The sequence below is a fragment of the Curtobacterium sp. VKM Ac-2922 genome (genome assembly GCF_022815645.1).
GTDB lineage: Bacteria > Actinomycetota > Actinomycetes > Actinomycetales > Microbacteriaceae > Curtobacterium.
In genome coordinates this window covers 150063-176017 of sequence record NZ_JALGRO010000009.1, presented here as the reverse complement: position 1 = coordinate 176017, position 25955 = coordinate 150063, and the positions used below count along the sequence as shown (strand labels likewise).

The window sequence follows — 25955 nt, the reverse complement described above, 5'->3', positions numbered from 1 at the left end:
ATCGAGGAGTCATCATGACCGAACCGGCAGCACCCACCGCCATCCGTCCGTTCCGCATCGCGGTTCCGGACGCGGCGATCGACGACCTGCACGCACGCCTGGACCGGACCCGCTGGCCCTCGGTCGAGACCGTAGGGGACTGGTCGCAAGGGGTCCGGACGGCGAACCTGCGTGCGCTGGCCGAGCGCTGGCGTTCCGGGCACGACTGGCGTCGCTTCGAATCCGCGATGAACGCGATCCCGCAGTTCGCGACGCCGATCGACGGTGTCGACGTGCACTTCCTGCACGTCCGCTCGGCGGTCCGCGGCGCGATGCCACTGCTCCTGACGCACGGCTGGCCCGGATCGAACGCGGACTTCCTCCGTCTGGTCGGACCGCTCACCGATCCCGAGGCGTTCGGCGGTGACCCGGCGGACGCCTTCGACGTGGTCGTCCCGTCCCTGCCCGGAGCAGGGTTCACCACCGCGCCGACCGACACCGGGTGGACGGTCGACCGGATCGCCCGGACCTGGACGACGCTCATGGAACGGCTTGGGTACGAGGCCTGGGCGGCTCACGGAGGGGACTGGGGAGCAGCAGTCACCACGGCGTTGGGGGCCCAGCGGCCGGATGGACTGCTCGGCATCCACCTCAGCACGCCCTACGCGTTCCCGTCGGTTCTGCCCGAACAGATGACCGCCGACGAGCAGCGCGCGGTCGACGGGCTTGCGCGGTACGCGGGGGAGCTCGGCGGATCGAACCACCTGCAGGGGACGAAGCCGCAGACGGTCGGATTCGCTCTGGCCGACTCGCCCGTCGGACAGGCGGCGTGGCTCTACGAGAAGTACCAGTCCAAGACGGACAACGCGGGACGCGCCGAGGACGCGATCGATCTGGACACGATCCTCGACCAGGTGTCGCTCGCGTGGTTCACGAACAGCGCGGCGTCGTCAGCGCGGATCTACTGGGACAACCGCACCGCCACGATGGCCGGACCCAGGCTGTCGTTGCCGGTCGCGGTGACCGTCTTCCCACACGACGTCCCGCGGCTGCCACGGAGCTGGGTCGAGCAGGCGTACACCGACCTGGTCCACTTCGCCGAGGCCGACCACGGGGGGCACTTCGCCGCGCTCGAGCAGCCCGCGGTGCTCGTCGACCAGCTCCGGACGGGTCTGGCCGGTCTGCGATCGTCCGTCTGACGCCATCGACGCGATCGAAGGTCGGTACCCAGGTGCCACATCGGTGCGACCGACGACCGACGCTCAGGCCGGCGCCGGCACAGGACACTGCCGTCATGGACACCCGCACCCAACCCCTGCCCGTCGTGGTCGCCCCGCACCCGGCTGCGGACTCGCAGCACCTCCGCCCGACACCGAGCGCCGGCCGACTCTCGGTGGTCGCCGGCGTCGTCGCCCTGATCGCCCTGGTGGTGGTCCTCGCGCTGAACTGGGCGACGGTCGTGTCGGCGATGACGGTGGTGGGGCTCATCGCCCTCGGACTGCTCGTGCTCACGGCTGCCCTGCTCCGCCTGGCTCTCGGCAGCACACGGGGCGTGCTGCTGTTCCTGCTCGGCGTGGTGGTCGGACGGGTCACTGGTCGTCGACGCACCCCGTAAGCTGCCGCGGTGGATGCAACGCTGCCCTCGGGGACGACGCGACGACGCGTCGAGCTCCGACTCGTCCGACCGCTCCTGACGTGGTTCGCCCGCCCGACCGTCACGATCGACGGTGTCGGCCACCCCGCGCAGTGGGGCGACGGCACCTGGGCGGTGCCGGACGGTGGTGGCACCGTGATCGGCGTCTACCTGTACAACCGTGCCTGGCGGTTCGGTTCGGCGTCGGTCGACGTCCCCGCCGCTGCTGACGGTGACGCGTTCGAGTACCGCGTTGGTCTGCTGCCGGTCGGTTCCGGGACGATCCGCCGGCGCTGACCTGCTGGACGCCCGACACCGTGCGGCAATACTGTGGCGGCATGTCGACGGTCAGGGTGCACAACTTCGCGGTCTCGCTCGACGGCTTCGGTGCCGGTGCGGACCAGTCGGCCGACCGGCCCTTCGGGCACGCCGACGGCCGGCTGATGAGCTGGTTCATGCAGACAGCGACGTTCCGCGGGATGCAGGGAGCGTCTGGAGGCTCCACCGACGTCGACGACGTCCACGCCCGCAGGTGGACGCCCGGCATCGGCGTCGAGATCATGGGCCGCAACAAGTTCGGCCCGCAGCGTGGCCCGTGGCCGGACGACGGCTGGACCGGCTGGTGGGGGGACGAGCCACCGTTCCACACGCCCGTCATCGTGCTGACGCACCACCCGCGCGAGCCGATGGTGATGCAGGGCGGCACGACCTTCCACTTCGTCGATGCCACCCCGGCCGAGGCGCTCGCACAGGCACGTGCGCTCGCGCCGGACACCGACGTCCGGATCGGCGGCGGGGTCGAGACCGTCCGCGAGTTCCTGCAGGCAGACCTGGTCGACCACCTGCACGTGGTCGTCGTGCCCATCGTGCTCGGTCGTGGCGAACGTCTGTGGGACGGTCTCGAGGGAATCGAGGGCCGCTTCGACGTCGTCGCCGAGCCGTCCCCGACCGGCGTCGTCCACCTGACCTTCGACCGCCGCGCCGAACCGCCCGTCAGGGGCTGAAGGGCAGCTGCCCGGGCACGACGAGCTGTCCACCGGTCACGGACAGCGCGATCGCCAGACCGAGCGCCGAGGCGACGACGACGGTGAGCGCCACCCGCCGGACGCGTCCGGACCGCCAGCCTCGTGCCACTGACGCGAGCACGACGATCCCGATCACGTGCACGACCACGAGCGGCGCGACCATGAAGGTGATCGACGCGCCCTGTGTCGCCCCGCTCGCCGCTCCCCGTGTGGCTTCTTCGGAGACGCCCCACATCCACAGCCATCCGAGCGCGGTGACGGGAACACCGAGCGCTCCGCAGAGCCAGAACGCGATCGCCCGCCCGGGCGAGGACGATTCGGGAACGGCGGTCATGGCGCGATGCTAGCGCCCCGTCCGGCCCCGGACCCGAGCAGTGGCGTCAGGCCTGTTCGGCAGCTGCCGCATCGGGCCCCTGCTCGGCGGCCTTCGGGTCCATCCACCCGAACTCCAGCACGTTGCCGTCCGGGTCGGTGAGCTGCCGTTGGTACATGAACCCCAGGTCGGTCGCGGGCCGGGCCTCGGAGCCGCCGGCACCGACACCGGACGCCACGATCTGGTCGACGGCGTCGCGCGAGTCGAGCATCACCGCGGTCAGCACGGACACGGCCTGGGACGGGTCGCCCGCCGGCCGGTCGGTGAAGCTCTGGAAGAACTCCCGCCGCAGGATCATGAACGCGCTGTGGTCTTCTTCGACGATGACGCACGCGGCGTTCTCGTCCGTGAAGAGCGGGTTGATCGTGAACCCGAGCGACGCGTAGAACGCCTTCGCCCGGTCCAGGTCGGTGACGGGCAGGTTGACGAAGACCATGGGCATGTGGACGCTCCTCCGCGCGGTGTGAGCACACCTTGGCACCGCGGACGCGTGCCTGCAAGCGGGTGGCGGGGTGACGTCGGACGGGAGGCGCGGTGCGGGCCCGCACCGTGCCTCCCGTCCGACGGTCCAGCCGTCCGCAGGCTCAGCGCCGGGTCGCGCCGATCGCCCAGACCCGCGGCGGCTCGACGCCGTTGACGGCGTGGTCACCGACGATGCGGGCCTTGAAGACCCACGGGTTGTGGCTGCCCGCGGTGCGGGCGTTCCGCCAGTGCCGGTCGAGGTTCTTCGTTGTGCTGACGCCGGACGCGGCCAGCGCGTCGAACAGGTGCGACGTTGCCTGGGTCGCGAGCGACGTCAGCGCGACCTGTGCCTGCGCGGTCGCGAGTTCGGCGCGGTCGTTGCGGCGCTCGTCCTCGGCCGGGTCCAGGAACGCGCCCTCGTACGCACCCTGCAGCGCCTCGGCCGCGCGGGCGACGATGGCCTCGGCCGCGAAGCCGGCGGCCGAGACCTCGCCGACGACCTGCAGGATCTGCGGGTCGGCGGCGAAGGTGTCGGCGTTGCCGTGCGAGAACACCCGGGTGCGGTTCCGGACCTCGAGCGCGATCTCGCGCTCGGCCGCCAGCACGGACCCGGCGAGCACGCTCAGCAGGACCGCTTGGTAGAACGCCGTCTGGTACTTGAACCGCTCGTCGAACAGCACGACGTCGTCGGCCCCGACCCGGGCGTCGCGGAACGTGCTCGTGCCGGACCCGGTGGTCTGCTGGCCGAACCCGTCCCAGTCGTCGGTGTGGCTGACGCCGTCCTGGTGGGCGTCGACGATCGCGATGACCCGTTCGCCGGTGTCGGTGCGCTCGGCGTAGGTGTCGATCCAGTCGGCGAAGATGCTGCCCGTCGAGTAGTACTTCTGCCCGGTGATGCGGAAGCCACCCTCGGGGTCGGGCGTGACCTTCGTGATGACGTCGCCGATCTGGACGGTGCCGACCTCGGTCCACGAGTTGCCGGCGATCTCACCCCGGCCGAAGCGTTCGAGCCACACGTCGCGTGGGCCGGATCGAGCGACCAGGCGGTCCTCGACCAGGGCGAAGTGGCCGCGCAGGGCCTGCGGGATGTTGCTGTCGGCGGCCGCGAGCTCGGTGAGCAGGCGGAACAACTGGGGGAGCGTCGCGCCGGAGCCGCCGAACTCGACGGGGACGCGCAGGGCACCGAACCCGGCGGCGGCGAGCTCGCGGATCTCGGCGGTGGGCAGGCGGTGCTCGCGTTCGCGCTCCGAGGCTCCGGCGGCGATGCGGTCGAAGACCGATCGGAAGCGAGCGGACAGGGCCTCGTCGCTCGGGGCGTCCGTGGTCGCGGGGGCGGGAGTGGTGATGGTCATGGTGGAGTCCGTTCTCGTCGTCAGGCCGCGGCGGGTGCCGTGGCGGGGGAGGCGGTGACGGTGTCGCCGTCACCGGGTGTCGTCGTGGTCAGGGCCGTGCGAACCGCGGTGCGTCGTGAGAGCAGGGCGGCGCCGCCGAACACCGCGACCAGCACCACAAGCGCGGTGCTCGTGGCGATGGGCCCGGTCGGCCAGTGCCCGGTGAGTCCGAGCACCGCCGGCACGGTCGTGGTGACCTGGCTGGCCAGCACGAGCGCCCAGCCGGTGTAGGTCGTGATCGCGCTGCGGCCGAGCGCGAGCAGGACGAAGAACAGCGTCCAGAGCACCGCCCACCCGGCCCACAGCACGGCGAGCACCGGGTCGTCGCTGACGTGGACGACCGCGAACACGACGGCGAGCGCGGCGACCAGGCCGCAGAACCAGCCGAGCCCGACGGAGCCGAGCGCGAACAGTGCGTCCAACCCGACGTACAGGTAGGTGAGCCCGAACAGGAAGGTGCCGGCGATCGCGAAGAGCGCGGGCAGGGAACCGTCGGCCGACACGGCGACGGCGATGCAGAGGACGAGTTGCAGGCCGCCGATCAGGACGTTGAACACGCCGCTGTCGCGACCGGGCACGTGCCCGAGCAGGGTGAGACCGTTGACCAGGAGTGCTGCCCCGGACAGGACCAAGCAGATGAGCGCCATGCGGGGGACGCTAGCGAGCGGATCACGGCCGTCGGAAGGCCTGCGGCGCCAGGTGACGAAGGTGGTCGCCCCGTGACGTTCCGTGTCGTCGATCGGCGTCGTCATGTGACGCCGTGTGTCGCTGCGTGACGGATCAGGCGGCGGTGCGTTGCGCTCCGGCGGCGCGGGCGACGACGACCGTGACGGCGAGCAGGACGGCGGGGACGAGCATCGCCAGACGCAGACCGAGGTGCTCGCCGAGGAACCCGAGCGCTGGCGGGCCGACCAGGAACGCCACGTACCCGGCGGTCGCCACGACCGACACGCGCCGGTCGCCGTCGGTCGGGTGATCGCCGGCAGCCGACACGGCGAGCGGGAACCCGAGGGCGATCCCGAGACCCCAGACGACGGCGGCGGCAGCGGTGACGATCGGCGTCGGCGAGACGACGACCGCGAGCACACCGACCAGTCCGACGACGCCGCACGCCCGGACGACGGCACCGCGCCCGAAGCGGGTCACCAGCGGGGTGCCGGCCGACCGGCCGATCAGCATCGCGAGGGCGAAGCCGGTGAACACGAGCGACCCGAGGACCTCGGGGGCGTCGTGGTCGGTGGTCATCAGCAGCGGGAGCCAGTCGCTCGCGGCGCCCTCGGCGAAGGCCATCGCGAGCGTGATCACCGCGATCAGGAGCAGTTGGACGGTGATGACGGACCGGCGCGTGGACGGTGCGGGGGTGCTGGTCGCGGCGCGGTCGGTCACTGGCTCGTCGAGCCGGGGCATCGGGCGGATCGTCAGCACGGCCGTCAGGGCGAGTGCCGCCATCACACCGGCCGCGATCGGCAGGTGCACCACGACCGGGACGCGCCACGCGGTCATCGCGATCCCGACGATGCCGCCGGCGACCGAGCCCAGGCTGAAGCACGCGTGCAGGACGGGGACGACGGGCCTGTCGATGACGCGTTCGACCGCGGCGGCCTCGACGTTGAGCCCGATCTCGGCGATCCCGGCGCCGAACCCGATCAGGAACAGCCCCGCCCAGACCCCGGCCGCCAGCTGCGCGGGTGCGAGCAGCCCGACCAGCAGCGTGCCGACGACGGGCAGGGCGCCACCGGCCAGGATGAGCGGCTTCGGGCCGATCCGCCGCAGCAGGACGCCGGCGCCGAGGATCCCGAGCATCGACCCGATCGACAGCCCGAACAGCACGAAGCCCATCGCCTCGATCGACGCCCCGAGGTCGGCGCGCACCGACGGTGTCCGGGTGATCCAGGACGCGATGCCGAACCCGGTCATGGTCGACGTCGCGAAGAGGGCGACTCGGTGCAGTCGGGTCGAGGGCAGCGTCGCCGGGATGTCCACACGTCGATCCTGCTCCCCGTGCACAGGCACGGCCTGTCAGGCTGACCGGAGACATGGAACTCTTCGCACCCGAACTCGTCGTCGTGCTCGCCACGGCGATCGCCGTCACCGCCGCCGTCGCCGGGCGTCTGAAGATCGCCCCACCCGTCCTGCTGCTGGCGTTCGGCGCCGCCATCGCCTTCATCCCGGTGTTCGGGAAGCTCGAACTGCCCGCCGACGCCGTGCTGCTGCTGTTCCTGCCAGCGCTGCTGTACTGGGAGAGCCTGACGATCTCGCTGCGGGAGATCCGCGCGAACTTCCGCGGCATCCTGCTCATGGGCACGCTGCTCGTCGTGCTGACCGCCGGCGGGGTCGCGACGCTGCTGCACCTGCTCGGCATGCCGTGGGGGCCGGCGTGGGTGCTCGGTGCCGCGGTCGCCCCGACCGACGCCACCGCCGTCGGTGCCCTGACCCGCTCGCTGCCACGGCGGAACACCACCGTGCTGCGCGCCGAGAGCCTGGTCAACGACGGCACCACCCTGGTGATCTACGGCATCGCGGTCGCGGTCACCGCCGGCGAGCAGACCCTGACCGTGTGGAACGTCTCGGGCATGCTCGTGCTGTCGTACGCCGGGGGCATCGCCGCCGGACTGGTCGTGGCGTGGCTCGGGATGCTCGTGCTGCGACGGATCTCCGCCGTCGTGCTCGAGAACCTGCTCACCCTACTGGTGCCGTTCGTGGCGTTCCTGGCCGCCGAGGCGATCGGGTCGTCCGGCGTGCTGGCGGTCGTGGTCGCGGGCCTGGTGGTGAGTCAGGTGGCGCCGAAGCTCGACCGCGCCGAGACCCGGCAGCAGACCCGGCAGTTCTGGTCGTTCGCGACCTTCCTGCTCAACGGTGCGCTGTTCGTGCTGGTCGGGATCGAGGCGACGATCGCGGTGCGCGAGCTGCAACCCCGCGAGCTGCTGGTCGGCCTCGGCATGATCGGGCTGGTCTCGCTCGCGGTGGTGGTGCTGCGGTTCGCGTTCCTGAACCTGTCGTGGGGAGCGGTCCGCCTGGTGACCCTCCGCACCGGCGGGTCTCCGCGCGAGGGACACCGGGACCGTGTCGTCAGTGGCTTCACCGGATTCCGGGGCGCCGTGTCACTTGCTGCCGCGGTCGCCGTGCCCCGCATGGTCGAGAGCGGCGCCGCGTTCCCCGAACGCGACCTGATCGTGTTCGTCGTGGCCGGGGTCGTCGTCGTGACGATCGTGGCGCAGTCGCTCGTGCTGCCCGTCGTCGTGCGGTGGGCGGACTTCGGCGGCAGCCACGAGGTGATCGAGGAACGCCGGACCGCCGAGCGACGGGCGATCGAAGCGGCACTCGACGCCCTGCCCCGGCTCGCGAAGCGCTCCGGTGTCGACGCCGAGCTCGTGCAGCGCATCCGCGACGACTACGAAGGACACCTGGCCCTGGTCCGCGCCGAGCAGAGCGACGACGACGACCACCCGCTGCTGCAGCAACGCGGCGCGGCCGTCGAGCTCGAGCTGGAGCTCGTCCGGCTCAAGGCCGCCACCGTGCTGCGCATGCGCGACGACGGGGACATCGACGACCTGGTGCTGCGGCAGGTGCGCGCCGAGTACGACGCCGAGGAGACCCGGCTGCTGCGCCAGGGCGAGCGCGACTGAGCGTCCCGGCGCGCAGCATCGCACCGCGTCGCGTCGACGCTCAGGCCGAGCGTGCCCGCTGGAGTCCTGCGCGGCGCGCCCACGCCCGCCACGGCAGGGACGACGCCAGGGCCGACCCGATGACGACGGTGCCGAACCACCCGACCAGCACGCCCGGGATCGGCACGAGCAGGCTCGTCCACAGCAGGACCGCCAGCACACCGAGCACGTAGGCCGCCCCGGCCTTCAGGTGGCGCAGCCGCTTCAGCCCCGCCGCCTGGTCCAAGCGCGAGGTCAGCCGTGCCAGGAACAGCGCCCCGACGCCGATCGCCGCCGCACCGACGGCCGCCTGCTCGAGCGCGCCGAGCCCGTCCGACCCGAGCACACCCGACCCGGACAGCGAGTACACGCCGTCCAGGATCTCGAACAGCATGAACACCACGAGCCCCCGCTCGAACACCACCGTCGACGCGTAGGTGTGGACCCGCCACGAGCGCAGCGAGGACCCGGAGCCGAGCGACCACGCGGCGATCCGCTTCGACGTCAGGTACGCCCCGATGCCCGCTGCGCCCCCGATGGCGACCGGCAGCACCGCGCCGGCGGCCCACGCCGTGTCGGACCCGACCAGCAGGCCCGTCAGCACCACCCCGGCCGTGGCGGTGACCAGCGACCAGGCGCGCGGCCGGGCGACGGCGGCGAGCCGGGCCTCCAGACGGCCGAGCCACGCCCTGCGCGCCGCACGGTCCGTGTTGAACAGGTACTCCGCGAACACCATCCAGATGAACGACGCGCCGAAGGCGGCCAGTGCGGGCCGGACCTCTTGCAAGTGGGCGCTGAAGGCGCCGGGGGCGACGACGGCCTCGGTGACGGCCTGGGCGGGGTCCGTGGCGTCACCGACCGCGACGGCGGCGGGCGGCAGCATCAGCCGCATCGCGAGGACACCGGCGACGATCCCGAGCGACAGGAACAGGCGTCTGGCGGGGGAGTGCAGGCGGCCCGCGATGCCGGCCATCGGCACCGAGGAGTCGGCCGCCATCGCGATCTCGAGCATCGCGAGGGCGACGAACGCGACCGCGGCGGCGGGACCGAGGACGGTCCACGCCAGCGCGGCGCACGCGACGGTGACGAGGAGCGGGAGGGTCAGCAGGGATCTGGCCATCGCCCCATGGAGCGCTCCCGAGCTGGGCAGGACGTGCGGTGGTGCTGGGCGCGGGCCGGGAGGTCCGGGCCGGTTCCCCGGATCGGGTGACGCCCGGTCCCCCCTTGCGTGGACGCGGGTCGCGCGCCCCGCGCGCGGGTCAGGTGCGCAGGGTGCCCCGGACGACGGAGTCGCCCGAGTGTGTGGGGTTGCCGTCGTCGGCCTCGGCGGAGACGTCGACCACGGGGTACCGAGACGGGTCGACGCCCGAGGGCACCACGAACCGTCCGGTGTCGCCGTCCAGGAACCCGACGCTGACCAGTCCGCGCAGGTCCGAGCGCATCATCCAGACCTCGCGGAGCGGTGCCTGGCCCTCGGTCGCCTTGTGGTCCAGGTCGACGACGAGCATGAGTCGGCCCTGGGCGTCGCGTTCGAGTTCGGCGCTGCCGGCGGCACCGTTCCACCCGGGCAGCGGGTCCAGGGCCGTGCGCGACACGACGGTGGCCGCGGGGTCGTCACTGCGGAACAGGACCGCGCCCACACCGATCCCGGCCACGAGCGCCACGATCCCGACCCCCGCGGTGAGCAGGGCGACGGTGCGGCGGCGGATGCGACCACGGCGTCGGGGTGCGACGTCGGACGGGGGTGCCGGTGTCGCTGCGGGGGCGGCGTCGGTCGGTTCCTGTTCGACGGGCGCCGGGACGACGGGAGCGGGTTCCTCCCACGCCGTGTCCGTGCGGTGGGTGTCGAAGCCGAGGTCGGTGGCGATCCGGTCCCACACGGCCGGGGCCGGGCGTTCCATCGCGACGCCCTCGGCACTGCGTGCAACGGACACCACGCGTCGGAGGTCGTCGAGTTCGTCCCGGCACGTGGGGCATGCCGCGAGGTGCTCGGCTTCCGCGCCGGACGGGCCCACCTCGCCGATGGCGAGCAGCGCGAGGGTCTCCTCGTCGATGTGGTTCATTCGATCACCTCCAATCGCATTCGGAGCCGAGCCAGACTTCGACGGATGTGGCTCTTCACGGTGCCGAGCGGCAGGTCGAGCCGTTCGGCGATCTCACGGTGGCTGAGTTCCTCGTAGAACGCCAGTCGCATCACCGTGCGGGGGACCTCGTCCAGCCGGTCGAGCTCCCCGGCGACCATCACCCGCTCGGCGAGTCCGTCGGTGACGTCCTCGGCCGTGGGGGCCGCGGCTTCTTCCCCGGCGACCGCCAGGGTGAGTCGCAGGCGCCGGGTGCGTTCGGTGTGGGCGTCGGTGATGCAGTTGCGGGCGATGCCGACCAGCCAGGCGCCGAGTGGCGCCTTGGCCGGGTCGTAGGTGGAGCGACTGCGCCAGGCACGGACGAACACCTGCTGGGTGACGTCCTCGGCCGCGGCGACGTCGGCGAGCGAGCGGAGTGCCAGCGTGTGCACCAGGGGCGACCAACGCTCGTACACCGAGCGCAGGACACGCTCGTCGCCGCTGCCGAACGCGTCGGCGAGCGCGGTGTCGTCGGGTGGTGTGATCGTCACGTCGTCGTGGGGCCTTCCGGTGACCGCGATGGGCACCTGTCCCGATGCTAGGGCGTCGGGCCGGGTCGCGGTCGGGAGTCGGGGATCGGTCACTGCGGTGTGGCGGTGACCACGAGGTTGCTGTCGTAGTGGTGGGTGGTGGTGTTGAAGGCCCCGCCGCAGGTGACGAGCACCAGTCGCCGAGGTCCGTCCTGGTCGAAGATGCTCGCCCAGGGCACCCCGGTCTTGCGGATCAGGTCGACGCTCTGCACCTGGTAGCGGGTGGTCGAGCCATCGGCGCCGGTGAGGGTGATGACGGTGCCGCTCGGCACGTCGACCAGGTGGGCGAACGGGCCGATGCCGTACCCGACCGCGTCGACGTGTGCCGCGATGACGGTCGTCCCGGTGGTCGAGGTCGGTCCGGGGCCGAACTTCCACCACCCGGCGATCGCGGGGTCCGCCGGCAGGGACATCGCGCCGGTGTCGTCGACCCCCTCGGGCTGCACGGGTTGGTCGATGGGCAGGCCGGCGACGGCGATCCGTGCAGGAGCGACCGTCGGTGCCACGTCACGCGGGAGTGCGGCGCTCTGCTGGGGCACTGCGGTGGAGAACGCCGACGGGACGGGAGTCGGTGTGCTGGAGGCCATCGCGGTCGGCAGCGGGTGCCCGCCGGGGGACGGAGCCGCCGACGAACACCCGGTCAGGCAGGTCAGGGCGACGGCGGCGGCAAGGGGTACCGCCACCGCCGCCCCGACCCGGAGCCGCACGGTCAGCGCCGTGCTGCCCGGTCGCCTGCGCCACGACGACGCAGGACGACGACCACGAGACCGGCGAGCAGCACCGCTGCGCCGCCGCCGATCGCGAGCGGGGTGGTGCTGTCGGGACGGTTCGTCGCGACGAGTCCGGCGTTGCCGGCCGGAACGCCGTTCGGGTTGCCCAGGCCGGTGATGGTCTGGGTGGCGAGCGCCAGGTTCTTGTCGTTCAGGCTGCCCCACGCGTACACGATCGTGTCGGTGCCGGACTGCACGGCGACGTCCGCCGGGCCGATGACCGGAGCGGTGGTGCCGGTCGCTGCCACCGAGGCCGAGACGGTGCCGGCGGGGAGCACGAGCGCCTTCTCGTCCGGGTTCGACAGGTTGGACACCACGGCCTTCCCGCCCGCGAGCACGTCGACCGCGGGTGCTGCTGCGACGTGGCGGACGATGAGACGACCCTGACCGGCGGGGACGGCCGAGGTGTCGTTCGTGAAGACCGTGGCGGTCGGGGTGCCGTCGGCCTTCAGGTGCGCGACGGCGGTGTAGTTGCCACCGGCGGTGAACGAGACGTCCGCCGGGCCGATGATCGGCTTGGAGTCGTCGGTGGCGTCACTCGCTGTGATGGCCAGCGTGTGCGCTCCGGCGGGGACCATCATCGGGCCCGCGAGGGTGCCGGGCTTGAAGTCGTCGATGGCGCGCTTGCCGTCGAGGTAGACGTCCACGGTGGTGTTCGGGACCGCGTGCAGGACGGAGAGCGTGGCGTCGGACGTCGCCGCGGACGCCGTGGCCGTCGGGACCGCGAGCGCGAGGGCTGCGAGCAGGGCACCGGCGCTGATGCCGGTGACGAGGTTCTTCCGCATGGTGTTCCTCCTGGTGGTGGGTTCGGGGACGTCGTCGTCGACGCCCCACTACCCCCACTACCGGCGCACCACCCTGATCGGATGCACCCGGTCGTGACTTACGGCGTGGCGGTCCCGGCCGATAGAGCGCACTGACCACCCACGGACGGGCGGCCAGCAGGACCTGCCCCACGGACGGTGGCGGGAAGACACACCAGGGACGGACCAGATGATCGTCGTCACTCGACTCAACGACAGTGCATTCGCTGTCAACCCCGACCTCGTGGAACGCATCCAGGAGACGCCGGACACCACGCTCATCATGGTCGACGGGGCGAAGTACATCGTCCGCGAGTCCATGGCCGAGGTCATCGACCGGATCGCCGCGTACCGCGCCCGGATCGTCACCATGGCGTACGGCACGGACGTCGGCACCGCCACCGGCCCGCAGCCCACCCTGGCCGCGGTGGCCCCGCTGCACGCCGCTCCGGCCCCGCGCTCGCTGGACGGGGGGCGCTGACGTGGACATCGCGACGATCATCGGGATCCTGCTCGCCTTCGGTGCCCTGTTCGGCATGATCGAGATGGAGCACGTCGAGCTCGGCGGACTGTTCCTGCCGGCCCCGATCCTGCTCGTCTTCGGCGCCACCATCGGCGCCGGGGTCGCGAGCACCACGCTCAAGGACGCCATCGCGAGCTTCAAGGCCGCACCGAAGGCGTTCACCGGCAAGGTCACGCCGCCCGCCGCGGTCATCGACGACGTCGTCGGCCTGGCCGAGGTCGCGCGGTCCAACGGCCTGCTCGCCCTGGAACAAGAGGCGGACAAGCACGACGACCCGTTCATGAAGAAGGCGCTGCAGAACATCGCCGACGGTACCGACGGTGACGAGCTGCGGATCCTGCTGGAGGACGAGATCGAGTCGAACGCGGCACCGATGCGCAGCGCGAGCTCGTTCTTCATGGGCCTGGGCGGCTTCGCCCCGACCGTCGGGATCATCGGCACCGTCGTGTCGCTGACCCACGTGCTGGCGAACCTCGGCAAGCCCGATGAACTCGGCCCCCTGATCGCGAGTGCGTTCGTCGCGACGCTCTGGGGCCTGCTGACCGCGAACTTCATGTGGCTGCCGATCGGCGGCAAGCTCCGCAAGCTCGCGCAGCTGGAGTCCGACCGGCAGACCCTGCTGATGGAGGGACTGCTCGCGGTGCAGGCCGGCAGCCAGCCGCGCCTGCTCGGGGAGCGCCTGAAGGCCATGGTGCCGCCGGCCGCGCGGAACGAGGCGGCGGCAGGCAAGGGCAAGGCGGGCAAGGCCAAGGCCGGCAAGGGCGGCGGCAGCGCCGACGCCGACGACGAGCAGCTGGCGGCCTGACGATGAGCGCGAACCCCCGCGGGCACGGACGCGGTCGCGGCGGCCGGAAGAAGGGCGGCCACGACGACGCCGAGCACCCCGACGAGCGGTGGATGGCGTCCTACATGGACATGATCACCGTCCTGATGTGCATGTTCCTGGTGCTCTTCGCGATGTCGACGGTGGACCAGCAGAAGTACATCGCGCTGAAGAACTCGTTGGCGACGGGCTTCGGCGAGGTCAAGACGGCCAAGATCGACACGGCCAGCGGCACCGTCGTCAAGGCCGACCAGGTCAAGGACGGCAAGGGCTACTCGACGGACGACGCGAAGGCCGACCACTCGACCGCCGCGTCCGGAGCGAAGGACACCAACGTCGACCCGGCGTCGACCGCGGTGCCGGCCACGGCCAGCAAGCAGGACGTCGCGGCTGCCACCAAGGAGCTCGACGACCTGAAGGCGATCCAGAAGGCCATCACCGGCAACCTCGACAAGGCCGGGCAGACCGCGAACGTGCAGTTCACGGTCGACTCCCGCGGGCTGACCGTGCGGCTGGTCGGCAGCGAGACGTACTTCGGCACGAACAGCGCCGACCTGTCCGCGCAGGCGAGGACGATCATGGACGCCATCGCCCCGGTGCTCAAGGGCGCCGGCCACGACGTCAGCGTCGAGGGCCACGCCGACCAGCGGAACTCGACCGCGCCGTACGCGACCAACTGGGAGCTCAGCGCAGCGCGGGCGACCGGGGTGCTCCGCGACCTGGTCGAACGCGGCGGGATGCCGGGCGAGCACGTGCAGAGCGTCGGCTTCGGATCGAGTCGCCCGCTGGCCAAGGGCGCGACCGACGCCGACAACGCCCTGAACCGCCGGGTCGACATCGTGGTGCTGTCGAACCAGGACCAGGACGTCAGCGCGCTGATGCCCGCGCTGGCCCAGGCACAGGACACGGCGAACGGGAGCACGACCGGGTAGCCCGGGCGACGACCCCACCACCCGGACGACGGCCCCACTCCGGGGTACAGCACTGACGGGTGGCACTCAGGGGACCGATAGGCCCCTCCGTGACCGACATCCTGCCCGCGCCCGAGGTGTACGACTTCGCGCGCCCGTCGACGCTCGCTCGCGAGCACGCCCGGGTGCTGGAGCTCGCCTTCGAGACGTTCGCCAGGCAGTGGGGCACGCAGCTGACCGCCAAGGTCCGCGTCGTGAGCCAGGTCACGAGCGAGCAGGTCCAGATGATGACGTACGACGAGTACGCCGCCTCGCTGCCCGCCCTGACCGGCATGGCGCTGCTGCCGATCGCCGACACGACGCCGAAGGGCGTGCTGCAGGTGCCGCTCGACGCCGCCCTGACCTGGGTGTCGCACGCGCTCGGCGCCGCGAAGCCGCTGCCGACGCCCGACCGCACGTTCACGCCCATCGAGCAGGCCCTGGTCCGCAAGATCGTCGAGGACGCCCTCGACGACCTGCGCTACTCGTTCGGCGGGCTGCTCGTCCACGACGTCACCGTCGGCGGGTTCCAGTACAACTCGCAGTTCGCCCAGGCCGCCCAGAAGGGCGACCTGATGATCGTCGCGTCGTTCAGCATCCGCGTGGGGGAGCGCATCGCGCCCGGCACGCTCGCGCTGCCCGCCGAGACCGTCCTGCCGCAACTCGGCGAGACCGCCGCCACCGTCACCCCGGCCGACGCCCGCGCCCTGCTCGACGCGCAGCTCGCCGGGGTCCCCGTCGGCGTCTCGCTGCGACTCGCGCCCGCGTCGGTCCTGCCGTCCCAGGTCCTCAGCCTCGCCGTCGGCGACGTGCTGCCGCTGCCGCACCCGCAGCACCGCCCCCTCACCATCGCGGTCGACGGCGAGCCCGTCGGCACCGCCGCCGTCGGCGCGAACGGCTCGCGCCTCGCCGGCATCGTCGTCACCACCACATCGGAGCAGCCCGCATGACCGCCACCACCACCCTCCACACCGCGGCCGCCGAGGCGCTCGCGCTCCAGCTGCCGACGGCGGCTCCGCTCCGTGCGCTGACGCTGCCTGGAGGCGCCACCTCCGCCGTCCTCGAGGCTGCGGTCGACGGCGTGGTCGCGTCCTTCGTCGGCGGACTGTCCGCCGACCTCGCCCTGGTCCTGACCGACCTGGGCACGATCACCGCCGCCGGCGGCACCGACCACGGACTGGTCGACGTCACCGACGTGCTGCGCCCCTCGCTCGAGGCCGCCGCGTCCGTGCTCGGCGTCGGAGTCCTCGGCGATGCTCGCCGCGAGTCCGCCGCATCGCTGTTCGCCGACCCCGAGACCGTCGTCTTCGAGCTCACCGCGGGCGGACAGCCGAGCGGCTGGTTCGGGCTGCGGGTCCGCCAGAACGGCACCGTCGGCGCCCCCGCCGGGCGACCCGCGACGAGCATCCCGACGGGCAACCTCGGCCGCATCAACAACGTCGAGATGACGCTGACCGTCGAGATCGGGCGGACGCGGATGTCCGTCCGCGACGTGCTCGGCATGGAGCCGGGCGCTGTCGTCGAGCTCGACCGCTCCGCCGGGGCACCCGCCGACGTCCTGCTGAACGGTCGGCTCATCGCGCACGGCGAGGTCGTCGTCGTCGACCAGGACTACGCCGTCCGCATCACCAAGATCCTCGACGTCGCAGAGAGCCTCTGAGCCCGGCTGTGGACACGCTCGTCATCGCCCTCCGCGTCGCGCTCTCGCTCGGCGTCGTGCTCGCCCTGATGTGGGTGCTGCACCGACGCGTGTCGAAGGGGCAGTTCGGCGCGGGGAAGAAGACCCGGGGCCGCCGCTCGGCGTCGGTCGAGGTCGTCGGCCGCCAGGGCATCGGCGGCAAGGCGAGCGTCGTCGTGGTCGACGTCGAGGGCGAGCGGCTCGTGCTCGGGGTCACCGAGGCCGGCGTCAGTCTGCTCACCAGCGGCGCCGCACCGGCGCCGGAGCTCACCATCGTGACCGGTCCCGTGACGCTGCCGGTGCGTCCGACCCCGTCGGCCGAGCAGTTCCGTCAGGAACTGGACCGACAGTCCCAGGCCGCGCCGGGCCTCCCGTCCGACGCGGCGGAGCCGCTGCCCATGCGCCCCCGCAACCGCAACCGCGACCGCCGCACTGCCGTGCCGGCCGCCACCAGCCTGCAGGGCTCGATCCTGTCTGCCGGAACCTGGCGCCAGGCCGCCGCTGCACTGCGCTCACGGCGGGCCGGGTGACCGCCGCGCGCGGCCGCGTCCTGCTCCTCGCGATCCTCGGGGTGGCCACGGTCGCCGGCTTCCTCATGCTCACGGCGACCGGCGCGCACGCCGCCGGGGTCGTCCAGCCGACCGCTCCCGCGACGCCCTCCGCACCAGCGGGGCCCGCGACCGGCGGCTTCAACGTCAACGTGAACGGGCCGGACGGCACCCCCTCGTCGGCGGTCGTCACGCTGATCGGCATCACGCTGCTGAGCATCGCGCCGGCGCTCATGCTCATGATGACGTCGTTCACGAAGATCTTCGTCGTCCTGGCGATGACCCGGAACGCGCTCGGCCTGCAGTCGATCCCGCCGAACCAGGTCATCGCGGGACTGGCCCTGTTCCTGTCGCTGTTCGTGATGGCACCGGTCATCGGGCACATCAACGACGACGCCCTGCAGCCCTACCTGGCCGGACACCTGGACTTCCAGCAGGCCGTCGACATCGGCACCAAGCCCCTGCGCACGTTCATGCTGCACCAGACGCGCGAGGAGGACGTGGCGCTCATCACCCGCGCCGCCGGCCTGCCGAACCCGAAGGACCTGGACGCCGTCCCGATGACGACCGTGATCCCGGCGTTCATCATCTCCGAGCTGCGCAGCGCGTTCATCATCGGGTTCGTCATCTTCATCCCCTTCCTGGTCATCGACCTGGTCGTGTCCGCGGCGCTGATGTCGATGGGCATGATGATGCTGCCGCCCGTGATGATCTCGCTGCCGTTCAAGATCCTGCTGTTCGTGCTCGTCGACGGGTGGGGGCTCATCATCAAGTCGCTCATCGAGAGCTACCAGGTGGTGCACTGATGGACCAGCAAGCGGTCATCGACCTGGTGCTCCAGGCCCTCATCGTCGCCGGCAAGCTCGCCGCCCCGGTGCTCGTCACGTCGCTCGTCGTCGGGTTCGCGATCTCGCTGTTCCAGTCGGTCACGCAGATCCAGGAGGTGACGCTGTCGTTCGTGCCGAAGGCCCTGGCCGTCGCCGTCGCGCTGGTCGTCTGCGGCAACTGGATGATCTCCGAGATGATCGGGTTCACGCACTTCGCGTTCGACCAGATCCCGAAGCTGCTCGGGGTGGGCTGATGGAGCTCGCCATCGACTTCAACGCGCTCGAGGGCACCATGCTGGCGGGCGTGCGCATGATCGCGTTCTTCATCATCGCGCCGCCGTTCTCGTACAAGGCGTTCCCGGCCACGGTGAAGCTCATCCTGGCGCTCGGTCTGGCCATCGGGGTCGCCCCGAAGGTCACCGCCGGGTACGTCGCGCTCGACACCGGGGCGTTCCTGGTCGCGCTCGTCACCCAGCTGGTGGTCGGTCTGGTGCTCGGGTTCCTGGTGTACCTGGTGTTCGCCGCGGTGCAGTCCGCAGGTGCGCTCATCGACCTGTTCGGCGGCTTCACCCTGGCGCAGGCGTACGACCCGCAGTCGCAGGTGAACGGCGCCCAGTTCACGCGGTTGTTCCAGATGGCGTCGCTCGCGCTGCTGTTCGCCAGCGGCGGCTACCAGCTGATCGTCGGTGGGCTCGTCCGGTCGTTCGACGCGGTGCCGCTCGTCGACGGTGCGTTCCGGATGGACGGCGTCGCGTCGATGCTCGTCACCGCGCTGTCGCAGATGTTCCTGTCTTCGCTGCAGATCGCCGGTCCCCTGGTCGTCGTGCTGTTCCTGGCCGACGTGGGCCTCGGCCTGCTGACCCGGGTCGCCCCCGCGCTGAACGCCTTCCAGATGGGCTTCCCGATCAAGATCGGGCTGACCGTCATCTTCGCCGGGGCGCTGTTCATGGCGCTGCCCGCCGTCGTGTCGAGCCTGACCGGAGACGCCGTGCAGGCGATCTCGGGGCGGGGGTGAGCATGTCCGACAGTGGTGAGAAGTCGGAGAAGGCCTCTGACAAGCGGATGCGCGAGGTCCACAAGAAGGGCCAGCTCGGCCGTTCCCAGGACCTCGGCGCGTGGATCGGCATCGCCGTCGCCGCGCTCATGGTCCCGTCGACGATCGGCCGCGCCGCCGCGGCCGGGCAGTCGCAACTCGACGGCGTGCGGGTCGTCATCGCCGACCCGACGATCGGCACCATGCGCGGCGTGTTCGACGACGCGATGGGCTCGATCGGCGCGACCATCGGCCCGATGCTGCTGGTGGTGCTGGTCGGCGTCGCCGCGGCTGCAGTCGCGCAGGGCGGCGTGCACTTCCGGTCCCTCGCCCCGACGCCCGAGCACTTCGACCCCGTGCAGGGCATCAAGCGGGTGTTCGGCACGCAGGCACTGTGGAACGGCGTCAAGGCCCTCGTGAAGACCGTCGTCGTGGGCCTGGTGCTCTGGACCGCGGTGCAGGGGCTCGTCCCCGTGCTCATGACCAGCGGCTCGCTGCCCCTGACCGCCGTGCTGTCCGCCGCCGGCGAGGGCGCCGGGACCCTGCTGCGCGCCGCGATCGCCGCCGGCCTGGTGCTCGCCGCGCTGGACGTCTTCGTCGTGATCCGCCGGAACCGCAAGCGCACGATGATGACCAAGCGCGAGGTCAAGGACGAGAACAAGCAGTCCGACGGCGACCCGCTCGTCAAGGGCCAGCGGCGTTCGCGCCAGCTCGCGATGAGCCGCAACCGGATGATCCAGGCGATCCCCGGAGCCGACGTCGTGATGACGAACCCCACGCACTACGCCGTCGCACTGACGTACGAGCCGGGCAAGTCGGCGCCCCGCGTCGTCGCCAAGGGTGCCGGTCCCGTCGCCGACATGATCCGCGAACGCGCGCTCGAGGCGAGGGTGCCGATCGTCCGCGACGTACCGCTCACCCGGGCCCTGCACGCCGCGTGCGAGCTCGGCCACGAGGTCCCGGTCGACCTGTACACCCCGGTCGCCCGCGTGCTGTCGTTCGTCATGACGCTCAAGGCCGCCGGCACGCACGCCGGCACCCACGCGCCACCCAGGCCCACCACCCCGGACGAGGTCGCCACGGTCATCGACCCGGCCACCCTGACCGGGGACCTCCGGCCCCGCCGCCTCCGGCCCGCCCGTCACCAGCCCGAACCCACCCAGGGAGTCCCCGCATGAACCGCAAGGACCTGCCGAAGCTCGCCGTGCCGATCTTCATCGTCGGCATCATCCTGCTGCTGATCCTGCCGGTGCCGTCGTTCCTGCTGGACTTCCTGATCATCTGCAACATCCTGCTGGCGCTGGTGATCCTGCTCACGACGCTGTTCGTGAAGAAGCCGCTCGACTTCTCGGTGTTCCCGTCGCTGCTGCTCGTCGCCACGCTGTTCCGGCTCGGGCTGAACGTGGCGTCGACGCGGCTCGTGCTCGGCGAGGGCTTCGCCGGCGACGTCATCCAGGCATTCGGGCACGTCGCGGTCTCGGGGTCGATCATCATCGGCGCGGTCATCTTCCTGATCCTGATCGTCATCCAGTTCGTCGTCGTGACGAAGGGCGCCGAGCGCGTCGCCGAGGTCGGGGCACGCTTCACCCTCGACGCGATGCCCGGCAAGCAGATGGCGATCGACGCCGACCTGAACGCCGGACTCATCACCGACGAGCAGGCCAAGGAGCGCCGCGCGGCGGTGTCCGCCGAGGCCGACTTCTACGGCTCGATGGACGGCGCCTCGAAGTTCGTCAAGGGCGACGCCATCGCCGGCATCCTGATCATCGTCATCAACCTGATCGGCGGCATCGCGATCGGCATGCTGCAGAACGGGCTCTCCGTCACCGACGCCCTGTCGAAGTACGGCATCCTGACCATCGGCGACGGCCTGGTCACGCAGATCCCCGCGCTGCTGATGGCCGTCTCGACCGGTATGATCGTCACCCGCTCGGGCGCCGAGTCCGACATGGGTTCGTCGGCGGCCGACCAGCTCGGGCAGTCGAAGAACGCGCTGCTCATCGCCGGCGTGGCAGCGATCGCGATGGGCTTCATCCCGGGCATGCCGATCCTGGCGTTCCTGCTGGTCGGCGGCACGCTGCTGTTCACCGGGTGGAAGATCGGCCGGAACGCGCAGCGCGCCGCCCAGGCCGCCGACGCGCAGCAGGCCGTGGCCGCCGCGGCACCGTCCGGCGACACCCCCGAGGACCTCATCGAGCAGATGCGGGTCCACGCGCTCGAGATCCTGCTCGCCCCCGACCTGGTCGACATGGTGTCGGGTGCATCGGACGACCTGCTCGGCCGCGTGCGTGCCCTGCGCCGCAAGATCGCGCTCGACATGGGCGTCGTCGTGCCGCCCGTGCGCACCCGCGACAGCATCGAGCTGCCGCCGTCCACCTACGCCATCCGCATCGCGGGCGTCGAGGCCGGCCGCGGCACCGCCCCCGCACGCAGTGTCCTGGCGCTCGGCGACCAGCTCGAGGGCCTGCCCGGTGACGCCACCGTCGAGCCCGTGTTCGGTCTGGCGGGCAAGTGGGTCCCCGCCGAACTGCGGTACGCCGCCGAGATGACCGGGGCGACCGTCATCGACCGCGTCTCCGTGCTCGTCACCCACCTGCAGGCGGTCATCGGTGACAACGCCGCCCGCCTGCTCACCCGCGAGGACGTCAAGGTACTGACCGAGGGGGTCAAGCAGGTCAACCCCGCCGCGGTCGAGGAACTCGTTCCGGGCATGCTCTCGATGGCCGAACTGCAACGCGTGCTGCAGGGGCTGCTGGCCGAGCGGGTGCCGATCAACGACCTGGGCCGCATCTGCGAGGCGCTGACCCTGCGCGCGAAGGTGTCCACCGACCCGGAGGGCCTGGTCGAGGCCGCCCGTGCCGCCCTCGGCCCGGCGCTGCCCGCACGGCACCTGGACGACGGCGTGCTGCGCGTCATCATGATCGACCCGCTGCTCGAGCAGTCGATGCTCGAGGGGCTCCGTCCGTCCGAGCAGGGATCGCAGATCATGCTCGACGCGCACCGGATCGAGCAGGTGCTCGGCTCCGTGCGTGACGCCGTCCGCAGCGTCGAGGAGCAGGGGCTGTCCGCCGTGCTCGTCTGCGCACCGCAGCTGCGTCCCGCCGTGCACCGCATGGTGTCGGCCCAGTCCAACGGCCTGTCGGTGCTCTCCTACCAAGAGGCGACCGCCGCGGGCTCCACCATCGAGACCGTGGGAGTGGTCCGTGCCGCCGACCCGATTGCAGCGTAGCGCCGCGACGCTCGAGGGCGTCCGCCAGGCCGTCCGCGCCGAGTTCGGGCCGGGCGCCCGCATCGTCAGTGCTGAGCGGGTCACCACCGGCGGCATCGGCGGCCTGTTCCGCAAGGCCCACGTCGAGGCCACCGTCGAGGTGCCCGCGCCGTCCGACCCGCCGGTCGCGCGGGTCGCGATCGCCGACGGCCCGGTGCAGCGCATCGGCATCGCGGCGCTGCTGGCCGACGCCGAGGAGACCGAGGCGCGCATCGCGGTGGCCGACGGCACGTCGACGGCGCGCGCCGACGCGTTCGCGTCGGTGCTCGACGGCTTCGTCGCCGACGGGATCGCGCCGACACCGGCGCCCGCGCTGGTCGCCCTGGACGCGCCTGGTGCGTCCGATCTGTCGGACGTGGGATCGCCCGTGGGTGGCGAGCCGGGCCTCCCGTCCGGTGTGCCGTCCGGTCCGCTGGCCGGTCCGCCGGCCGGTGCGTCGTCGGGTCTGCCGTCCAACCGGCCTGGAGGCGCGTCCACGCTCGCCGACGTCATCGCACTCGTGCCGCGTCCCGCGCCGGCCGCGGTGCGGGCGCCGGTGCCGGCCGTCCTGTCGGCCGACGGCGACCTCGTGCTGCTGGTCGGGCGGATGCGCGACGTCGATGCGGCCGCGGGGGCGTTCGCCGCGCGTCACGGACTGCGCGGCACCGATGCCCAGGACCGCCGCGCCGGGATCCTCGCGCGCGCCGAGGGGGTCCGCGAGGGCCACGCCCTGCTCGGGTTCGCCGGGTGGGACGACCGCGCCGCGCTGGCCGGACTCGTGCCGGACCAGGTGTGGGTGGTCGTCGACGCGGGACGCAAGCACGAGGACAGCCTGGCGATGGTGACGGCCGTCGTGTCGGCGGTCGACGTCGCGGGCATCGTGGCGATCGGGACGTCGGAGACCGCGACGCCCGACACCGTGCACGCGCTCGGGCTGCCGGTGCACGTGCTCTGACGTGCCGTTGCGGCGATCGGTGCCCCGCGGTGGTTAGGCTGAGCGGGTGCTGGTACTCACGCGGAAGGTCGGCGAGCGGATCCTCATCGGTGACGACATCGTCATCACGGTGCTCGACTCCCGGGGGGACGGCGTGCGCATCGGCATCGACGCACCCCGCGGCGTGAAGATCCAGCGCGAAGAGGTCGTCCGTGCCGTGACCGAGGCCAACGTCGAGGCAGCGCAGGCCGCTGACGTCGACGCCGAGGCGCGTCTGCGTGCCGCGCTGGGTGGTTCGGTGGGGACTTCGTCGTCGGCGTCAGAGGACCACTGACGCGTCGCACCCCCTGACGGACATCGCGCCCCGGAGGACCGGGGCGCGATGTGTGCGTCGGGGTGCGATGCCGCCGCGGTGCTACGCGCGGGGCTTCTTCTCCTGCTCGGGCAGGCGTCCGGCGGCCCGCTCGGCAGCGAACCAGGCGTGTGCCTCGTCCTGCCGGGCCTGCTCCTCACCGAGGGCGATCGGTGCGCGGACGTGTCCGGGCTCGTAGCCGAAGGTGTCGAGCAGCTGCGGCACCAGCGGGCGCAGGCGGGCGATGAGCCGGTCCATGTACGCCGACACCGCGCGGGCACGCTGCGCCGACAGGCGCCCGTGCACCAGGTACCACTCCAGGTGCGACTCGAGCAGGCCGAGCGCGAACAGGTCGCGCAACCAGACGAGCACGCGGCGGGTGTCGCCAGGCGCGACCTCGTCGATCGCCGCGGTGAACGCGTCCCACTGCATGAGCTCGGCGTGGGCCTTCGCGGCCTCGATGAGCTCGTGCTGCGAGCGGTTCAGCAGCTTCGCGGCCCGAGCGCGGTCCTTGCCCGCCGTCGCCAGACGCATCCCGATCTCGGTCACCATCGAGTCGACGCGACCGGCCAGCAGCTCGCGCTGCACCGACGGGTCGCGCAGGTCGGCCACGCTGGCGGCGAGTGAGCCGCGGTCCTTCGCGGCCTGCCCGAGTCGGCGGATGCCCGACGCGTCGGCGAGCTTCGCCCCCACCTGCGCCGCGACGAACTTCGCCGTCGACGTGGCGTCCCGCGGAGCGCGCTTCCGGAAGTCGGTCAGCAGCCGCTTGCCGACGAGCTGCAGCAGCACGGTGTTGTCGCCCTCGAACGTCACGTAGACGTCCAGGTCGGCGCGCAGGCTGGTCAGGCGGTTCTCGGCCAGGAAGCCGGCGCCGCCGCAGGCCTCGCGGCACTCCTGCAGGGTGTCGAGCGCGTACCAGGTCGACATCGACTTGAACGCTGCGGCCTGGGTCTCCAGGTCCTCGCGGCGCTCGGGGGTGTCGAGCCGGCCGCTGAACACGTCGTCGAAGGTGCGGAGCAGCTGCTCGTGGGCGAACGACTGCGCGAACACGGTCGCCAGACGCGGGATCAGTCGCCGCTGGTGCCGGCCGTAGTCGAGCAGGACGCCCTCGTCGCCGCCGTCGGTCGGGAACTGCCGGCGCTGCATGGCGTACGTCAGCGCGATCTGCAGCCCGATCTTCTGGGCAACGACCGCGGCGCCGTCGAGCGACACCCGGCCCTGCACGAGCGTGCCGAGCATGGTGAAGAACCGGCGTCCGGGGGAGTCGATCGGCGACGAGTAGGTGCCGTCCTCGGCGACGTCGCCGTAGCGGTTGAGCAGGTTCGTGCGGGGGACCCGGACGTGGTCGAAGTGCAGCCGACCGTTGTCGATGCCGTTCAGGCCGCCCTTGACGCCGTCGTCCTCGCCGCCGACACCGGGCAGGAACGCCCCGTCGTCGTCGCGCAGCGGGACGTAGAACGCGTGCACGCCGTGGTCGACGCCGCGGGTGACGAGCTTGGCGAACACGACGGCCGCCTTGCCGTGCAGGGCCGCGTTGCCGATGTAGTCCTTCCACGCGCCGCGGAACGGCGTGTGCACGACGAACTCCTGCGTGTCCGGGTCGTAGGTCGCGCTCGTGGCGATGCTCTGCACGTCCGAGCCGTGGCCGGTCTCGGTCATCGCGAAGCAGCCGGGGACGTCGAAGTCGATGATGCCGGGCAGGAACTCGCGGTGGTTGCGCTCGGTGCCCAGGTGGTGGACGGCCGAGCCGAACAGGCCCCACTGCACGCCGGCCTTGATCTGCAGCGACGGGTCGGCGGTGGTCAGTTCCTCGAACGCGGCCAGGTTGCCGCCGTGGTTGTCGTGGCCGCCGAACTCCGGCGGGTACGGACGCTGGATCGCTCCGGCCTCCTGCAGGATCCGGAGCTGGTCGAAGGCGCGTGCGCGGTGGTCGGCGTTGGTGAGGCCCTCGACCTTGTGCAGCGCGGGGTCGAGCACGAGCTTGCGCGAGATGCGACGGTCCTCGGCCCAGCGGCCGAGCAGGTGTTCGGCGAGCAGGTCGACGTCGATGTGCAGGTCGGTGTCCGTGCCGGCGACCGGGGTGCCGGCTGCCGGGTCGCCCGCAGCGTCGGCCTTGGGTGCGCCAGCGGCCGGTGCGCCGGCGGCCGTCGTCGCGTGCGTCGGACGGGTGGTGGGTGCGGTGTCGACCATGGGTGTCCTCCTGAACAGCGGTGTTGCTCCTGCCAACGCTAGGCGCGGTGTCCGAGCACCGCATGCGAGCGGTGTCTCGCCGACAACGCGCGGCGGTCACGTCCGCGGGAGACTCGTGGG

Annotated in this window: 29 protein-coding genes; 18 read left to right on the top strand and 11 right to left on the bottom strand. The window is 72.0% G+C overall.

The window, feature by feature from the left end:
- The first annotated feature begins 14 nt into the window (after positions 1–14).
- The 4 genes from MT346_RS12295 to MT346_RS12280 all read left to right on the top strand — a co-directional run bounded on the left by MT346_RS12295 (position 15) and on the right by MT346_RS12280 (position 2616).
- Positions 15–1178, top strand: a complete 1164-nt coding sequence (locus MT346_RS12295; protein WP_243563363.1) for an epoxide hydrolase family protein — start codon at positions 15–17, stop codon at positions 1176–1178.
- A gap of 95 nt (positions 1179–1273) precedes the next feature.
- Positions 1274–1594, top strand: coding sequence for a hypothetical protein (locus tag MT346_RS12290; RefSeq protein ID WP_243563362.1), 321 nt, complete (start codon positions 1274–1276; stop codon positions 1592–1594).
- A gap of 9 nt (positions 1595–1603) precedes the next feature.
- A complete protein-coding gene (locus MT346_RS12285) occupies positions 1604–1909 on the top strand; it encodes a hypothetical protein (protein ID WP_243563361.1) in 306 nt (101 codons plus the stop codon).
- A 41-nt stretch (positions 1910–1950) separates the two neighbouring features.
- Positions 1951–2616 (top strand): dihydrofolate reductase family protein, encoded by a 666-nt coding sequence (locus MT346_RS12280; RefSeq protein ID WP_243563360.1) that lies wholly within the window; start codon positions 1951–1953, stop codon positions 2614–2616.
- Here the strand turns inward: MT346_RS12280 and MT346_RS12275 are convergent.
- The 5 genes from MT346_RS12275 to MT346_RS12255 all read right to left on the bottom strand — a co-directional run bounded on the left by MT346_RS12275 (position 2606) and on the right by MT346_RS12255 (position 6846).
- Entirely contained in the window at positions 2606–2971 is a 366-nt protein-coding gene (locus MT346_RS12275) for a hypothetical protein (protein WP_243563359.1), read from the bottom strand. The genes MT346_RS12280 and MT346_RS12275 overlap by 11 nt on opposite strands.
- 46 nt (positions 2972–3017) lie before the next feature.
- A complete protein-coding gene (locus tag MT346_RS12270) occupies positions 3018–3452 on the bottom strand; it encodes a VOC family protein (RefSeq protein ID WP_243563358.1) in 435 nt (144 codons plus the stop codon).
- A 142-nt stretch (positions 3453–3594) separates the two neighbouring features.
- Entirely contained in the window at positions 3595–4824 is a 1230-nt protein-coding gene (locus MT346_RS12265; protein ID WP_243563357.1) for an acyl-CoA dehydrogenase family protein, read from the bottom strand.
- Positions 4825–4844: 20 nt separating this feature from the next.
- Entirely contained in the window at positions 4845–5510 is a 666-nt protein-coding gene (locus MT346_RS12260) for an AmiS/UreI family transporter (RefSeq protein ID WP_243563356.1), read from the bottom strand.
- 133 nt (positions 5511–5643) lie between these two features.
- The gene (locus MT346_RS12255) at positions 5644–6846 is read right to left on the bottom strand and encodes an MFS transporter (protein WP_243563355.1); all 1203 of its coding nucleotides are present in this window, start codon (positions 6844–6846) and stop codon (positions 5644–5646) included.
- A gap of 53 nt (positions 6847–6899) precedes the next feature.
- On the opposite strand from MT346_RS12255, the gene MT346_RS12250 reads away from it, so the two are divergent.
- Positions 6900–8489: a Na+/H+ antiporter gene (locus tag MT346_RS12250; protein WP_243563354.1), complete on the top strand. Its 1590-nt coding sequence runs from the start codon at positions 6900–6902 to the stop codon at positions 8487–8489.
- A 40-nt stretch (positions 8490–8529) separates the two neighbouring features.
- Here MT346_RS12250 and MT346_RS12245 read toward each other — a convergent pair whose 3' ends face one another.
- The 5 genes from MT346_RS12245 to MT346_RS12225 form a co-directional block, all read right to left on the bottom strand.
- Entirely contained in the window at positions 8530–9627 is a 1098-nt protein-coding gene (locus tag MT346_RS12245) for a DUF475 domain-containing protein (RefSeq protein WP_243563353.1), read from the bottom strand.
- A 139-nt stretch (positions 9628–9766) separates the two neighbouring features.
- Positions 9767–10570 (bottom strand): anti-sigma factor, encoded by an 804-nt coding sequence (locus MT346_RS12240; RefSeq protein ID WP_243563352.1) that lies wholly within the window; start codon positions 10568–10570, stop codon positions 9767–9769.
- Positions 10567–11154 (bottom strand): RNA polymerase sigma factor, encoded by a 588-nt coding sequence (locus MT346_RS12235; protein WP_243563351.1) that lies wholly within the window; start codon positions 11152–11154, stop codon positions 10567–10569. The genes MT346_RS12240 and MT346_RS12235 overlap by 4 nt, the downstream gene beginning before the upstream one ends.
- Before the next feature lie 53 nt (positions 11155–11207).
- Positions 11208–11840, bottom strand: a complete 633-nt coding sequence (locus MT346_RS12230; protein WP_243563350.1) for a class F sortase — start codon at positions 11838–11840, stop codon at positions 11208–11210.
- 26 nt (positions 11841–11866) lie between these two features.
- The gene (locus MT346_RS12225; protein ID WP_243563349.1) at positions 11867–12712 is read right to left on the bottom strand and encodes a DUF4397 domain-containing protein; all 846 of its coding nucleotides are present in this window, start codon (positions 12710–12712) and stop codon (positions 11867–11869) included.
- 208 nt (positions 12713–12920) lie between these two features.
- Here MT346_RS12225 and MT346_RS12220 point away from each other — a divergent pair, with 208 nt between their 5' ends.
- The 13 genes from MT346_RS12220 to csrA all read left to right on the top strand — a co-directional run bounded on the left by MT346_RS12220 (position 12921) and on the right by csrA (position 23627).
- Positions 12921–13211 (top strand): flagellar FlbD family protein, encoded by a 291-nt coding sequence (locus tag MT346_RS12220; RefSeq protein ID WP_243563348.1) that lies wholly within the window; start codon positions 12921–12923, stop codon positions 13209–13211.
- 1 nt (position 13212) lies between these two features.
- Positions 13213–14058, top strand: a complete 846-nt coding sequence (locus tag MT346_RS12215; protein WP_243563347.1) for a motility protein A — start codon at positions 13213–13215, stop codon at positions 14056–14058.
- 2 nt (positions 14059–14060) lie between these two features.
- Complete coding sequence (locus tag MT346_RS12210) at positions 14061–15008, top strand: flagellar motor protein MotB (protein ID WP_243563346.1); 948 nt, start codon at positions 14061–14063, stop codon at positions 15006–15008.
- An 89-nt stretch (positions 15009–15097) separates the two neighbouring features.
- Positions 15098–15976: a flagellar motor switch protein FliM gene (locus MT346_RS12205; protein WP_243563345.1), complete on the top strand. Its 879-nt coding sequence runs from the start codon at positions 15098–15100 to the stop codon at positions 15974–15976.
- Positions 15973–16686 (top strand): flagellar motor switch protein FliN, encoded by a 714-nt coding sequence (gene fliN, locus MT346_RS12200; RefSeq protein WP_243563344.1) that lies wholly within the window; start codon positions 15973–15975, stop codon positions 16684–16686. The genes MT346_RS12205 and fliN overlap by 4 nt, the downstream gene beginning before the upstream one ends.
- 8 nt (positions 16687–16694) lie before the next feature.
- Positions 16695–17234: a flagellar biosynthetic protein FliO gene (locus MT346_RS12195; RefSeq protein ID WP_243563343.1), complete on the top strand. Its 540-nt coding sequence runs from the start codon at positions 16695–16697 to the stop codon at positions 17232–17234.
- 65 nt (positions 17235–17299) lie between these two features.
- Positions 17300–18058 (top strand): flagellar type III secretion system pore protein FliP, encoded by a 759-nt coding sequence (fliP, locus tag MT346_RS12190; protein WP_279397024.1) that lies wholly within the window; start codon positions 17300–17302, stop codon positions 18056–18058.
- On the top strand, positions 18058–18333 hold the full coding sequence (fliQ, locus tag MT346_RS12185; protein ID WP_056124776.1) for a flagellar biosynthesis protein FliQ: 276 nt from the start codon (positions 18058–18060) through the stop codon (positions 18331–18333). The genes fliP and fliQ overlap by 1 nt, the downstream gene beginning before the upstream one ends.
- The gene (locus tag MT346_RS12180) at positions 18333–19094 is read left to right on the top strand and encodes a flagellar biosynthetic protein FliR (RefSeq protein WP_243563341.1); all 762 of its coding nucleotides are present in this window, start codon (positions 18333–18335) and stop codon (positions 19092–19094) included. Before fliQ ends, MT346_RS12180 begins: the two co-directional genes overlap by 1 nt.
- Positions 19095–19096: 2 nt before the next feature.
- A complete protein-coding gene (locus MT346_RS12175) occupies positions 19097–20290 on the top strand; it encodes a flagellar biosynthesis protein FlhB (protein ID WP_243563340.1) in 1194 nt (397 codons plus the stop codon).
- Positions 20287–22341 carry a flagellar biosynthesis protein FlhA gene (locus MT346_RS12170; RefSeq protein WP_243563339.1) on the top strand — a complete coding sequence of 685 codons (2055 nt, stop codon included), beginning with the start codon at positions 20287–20289 and terminating at the stop codon, positions 22339–22341. Before MT346_RS12175 ends, MT346_RS12170 begins: the two co-directional genes overlap by 4 nt.
- Entirely contained in the window at positions 22316–23314 is a 999-nt protein-coding gene (locus MT346_RS12165; protein ID WP_243563338.1) for a hypothetical protein, read from the top strand. Before MT346_RS12170 ends, MT346_RS12165 begins: the two co-directional genes overlap by 26 nt.
- 46 nt (positions 23315–23360) lie before the next feature.
- Entirely contained in the window at positions 23361–23627 is a 267-nt protein-coding gene (gene csrA / locus MT346_RS12160) for a carbon storage regulator CsrA (RefSeq protein ID WP_243563337.1), read from the top strand.
- Positions 23628–23708: 81 nt separating this feature from the next.
- Here the strand turns inward: csrA and MT346_RS12155 are convergent, their stop codons facing one another.
- Positions 23709–25835, bottom strand: coding sequence for an acyl-CoA dehydrogenase (locus MT346_RS12155; protein WP_243563336.1), 2127 nt, complete (start codon positions 25833–25835; stop codon positions 23709–23711).
- Positions 25836–25955: the final 120 nt, after the last annotated feature.